Origin of the sequence: Methanothermobacter sp. K4 (assembly GCF_022014235.1) — an archaeon.
In the GTDB taxonomy this organism is placed as follows: domain Archaea; phylum Methanobacteriota; class Methanobacteria; order Methanobacteriales; family Methanothermobacteraceae; genus Methanothermobacter.
This window is the reverse complement of sequence record NZ_JAKLTD010000001.1, coordinates 700,575-703,774: the sequence shown is the minus strand read 5'-3', so window position 1 is coordinate 703,774 and position 3,200 is coordinate 700,575. Positions and strand designations below refer to the sequence as shown.

Below are 3,200 nucleotides of genomic sequence, written 5' to 3'. Positions count from 1 at the left end.
CCCAAGTTACCCGCGGAAATAATCCGGTTGTGATGAAATGTCTGATAGGGACTGGGAAACTCTCAGGGAGAAGATAATAGGGTTCGGTGAAAAATCCATAAGGAAGAGTTACTACCCTCGCCTTCAGGAGTCACTCGCAGAACTCAGGAGGTTCAGAAAACTCCTCGACTGTACAGATGACGCCATATTCCTGGTTAAAACCCCCGGAGGTGAACTTGAAGACGCCAACCGCTCAGCCTGCACAAGGCTGGGGTATTCAACCCGTGATATACCCGGCCATAGGATCTATGACCTCCTGCCTGAGGACATGCACCCCCGCTTCAGAAGGATCCTTAAGGGTGATGATGATAGGATAACAATGGAGGGGCGCCTCATAAAAAGGAACCGTGAAATGATACCCGTTGAGATAAAGGTGGATATAGTTGATTTTGATGGTGAAAGGTACGCGGTCCTGGTGGCCAGGGATATAACCGAGAGGCTGAAGATGGAGGAGGAACTCCGGAGGTCCCTGAGGGAGAAGGAGGTCCTTCTCAGTGAGATACACCACAGGGTCAAGAACAACCTCCAGATAATTTCAAGTCTCCTGAGCCTCCAGAGCCACAGCATAAAGGACCCCACCTGCAGGGATCTCCTTGAGGAGAGCCAGGACAGGATAAGGTCCATGGGACTCATACATGAACAACTGTATAGTTCAGGTGATTTCAGCTCCATAGACTTTGGAGTGTACGCCTCCAGACTCCTGAAGAACCTTCAGAGGTCATACTCCCATGGGAAGGATATAGAATTCTCGCTTGAAGTCGATGATATAAATGTGAGCCTTGAGACCTCAATTCCCCTGGGCCTCATACTGAGTGAACTGGTAACCAATGCACTCAAGCACGCCTTCAGAGAAAGAGACAGGGGCAGGATCACAGTAAGATTTAAGAGGAGGGACCCTGACTGTATTCTTGAGGTGATGGATGACGGTGTGGGGTTCAGTGAGGAGGATCTCAGAAATAGCAAGTCCCTTGGCTTCAAACTTGTTGAAATCCTCACAGAACAGCTTGACGGAACCCTCACATTTTCAGGAGCGGATGGTGGACTTTTCAGGATAGAATTCAGAGAGCCCACATACACCAACAGGATGTCAGTGGAGTCTGAGAAATGATCCTCTCAAAAGGTATTATTTTCCGGCCAGAAACATCGCCGGGGAGTGCCCCTAATATTTCAGGTGATAGAAGGGCAGTCTCAATCTCAGGTGATAGAAGGGCAGTCTCAATCTCAGGTGATAGAAGGGCAGTCTCAATCTCAGGTGATAGAAGGGCAGTCTCAATCCAGCAATGGAAAGCATTATAAGCCGTGCCCCATGTTAATATAAATATGGTCAGATTCAGTAAGGGAGAGGTACGGGATATTCTGATCTCGATGGTTGTGATTGCCGGTGTATTCGCCTACGTGTTCTCAGGTAGAAACCTGCAGTTAGCACTGGTTCTGCTTCCGGCAACCCTTATCACTGTGGGTCTCGGGTTTGTCCTCCATGAGATCGCCCATAAGTTAATGGCTATAAGGTATGGATTCTGGGCCGAGTACCGGCTGTGGCTAGAGGGCCTCATACTGGCGCTTGTAACATCCTACTTTGGATTTGTCTTCGCAGCCCCGGGGGCTGTCTACATTCATGGAAACTACATTGACAGGAACATTAACGGGAGGATATCCCTCGCAGGTCCCCTCACCAATATAATACTCGCCATCATCTTCCTCATTAGTTCATCTGTACTTCCATCCCCATTTAATTATGTTGCGGTACTTGGATACGCCGTTAACAGCTTTCTGGCCCTCTTTAACCTCATACCAATTGCAGTACTTGATGGTGCCAAGGTTTTCAGATGGAACCCCCTCATATGGCTCATTGCAGCCGCATCTGCATTTGCACTCACATTCACCAGCATGTTCTAAGTGATTGAGATGTTCCGGGATATTCCTGTTAGGTATGTTGGATGCACCCACCGGGCCATGAAACCCTCGGAGACACTCAGGGCCTTCAGGGAAAAACTCAGGGCCATAGGTGTCACAAGGATAACCGAGATAACACACCTTGACCGTATAGGCATACCGGTATTCTCAGCCATAAGGCCAACAGCGGAGGAGGGTGCCGTTAGCATATACGCAGGTAAGGGGGCCACCAGGAAACAGGCAAGGGCCTCTGCAATGATGGAGGCATTTGAAAGGTACTCTGCTGAGAGAAGTCCCCTGGACGAAACACTGAGGGCCCATCCATCTGAAATGGATAAACGCCTGGACCCTAAAGCACTTATTCTTCCACAAAATGCTGATACGGACTCTGAAGTTGAGTGGATAATTGCAGAGGATATAAAAAGCCAGGAAAAGGTTCATGTACCTGCAAATGCAGTTTTTCACCCTTACAACCCCCCGGAGGGATGTGTGAGTCTCTTCAGATCCAACACCAATGGCCTTGCATCCGGTAACGTCCTGGAGGAGGCCATATTTCACGGTCTCATGGAGGTAATAGAGAGGGATGCCTGGAGTCTCTTTGAGGCGAGGAGGGGTCCCAGGATAGAGATTGACTGCTCAGGGACAGATAACCGGATAATAACGTGTCTACTTGAAAGGTTCCAGGGGGCGGGGGTTGAAATAACACTGGTGGATCTCACCGCTGACACTGGCGTTGCAACGGTGGCTGCGGTTGCAGATGATGTTGTGCTCAGGGACCCGGCGCTCCTCACCATGGGTGTTGGAACCCACCTCGACCCTGAAATTGCAGTTATAAGGGCCCTCACAGAGGTTGCCCAGAGCAGGGCCACCCAGATACACGGTACCAGGGAGGACACTGTAAGGGCGGAGTTCATGAGGAGGGCTGGCTATGAGAGGATGAAGAGGTTAAACAGGCACTGGTTCTCTGAACCCGATGATACCATTGCACTTGAGGATATGGAGGACCTCTCAACAAGGTCCTTCCAGAGGGACCTTGAGATTACCCTGGATAAACTCAGGAGGGTGGGCCTGAAGCAGACATTATATGTGGATCTAACCCGTGATGTTGGTGTCCCCGTTGTGAGGGTTATTGTACCGGGACTTGAGGTTTTCTCTGTTGACCCTGAAAGGGTGGGGGGACGTATAAGGTCCTCACGCAGATGAAAACATCCCCTATCACCCAACCTAATGTGACAGGGACCCCAAGGTCATCCCAGAGATGAAAACAT

The 3,200-nt window shown here is 50.0% G+C and carries 3 protein-coding genes; all 3 read left to right on the top strand.

Features of this window, described 5'->3' with window-relative positions; all coding sequences use genetic code 11:
* The first annotated feature begins 37 nt into the window (after window positions 1-37).
* Window positions 38-1,147 carry a sensor histidine kinase gene (locus L5462_RS03790; RefSeq protein WP_237779457.1) on the top strand — a complete coding sequence of 370 codons (1,110 nt, stop codon included), beginning with the start codon at window positions 38-40 and terminating at the stop codon, window positions 1,145-1,147.
* 212 nt (window positions 1,148-1,359) lie between these two features.
* The gene (locus L5462_RS03785; protein WP_237779456.1) at window positions 1,360-1,935 is read left to right on the top strand and encodes a site-2 protease family protein; all 576 of its coding nucleotides are present in this window, start codon (window positions 1,360-1,362) and stop codon (window positions 1,933-1,935) included.
* A 9-nt stretch (window positions 1,936-1,944) separates the two neighbouring features.
* Window positions 1,945-3,135 carry a YcaO-related McrA-glycine thioamidation protein gene (locus tag L5462_RS03780; RefSeq protein ID WP_237779455.1) on the top strand — a complete coding sequence of 397 codons (1,191 nt, stop codon included), beginning with the start codon at window positions 1,945-1,947 and terminating at the stop codon, window positions 3,133-3,135.
* Window positions 3,136-3,200 lie beyond the last annotated feature (65 nt).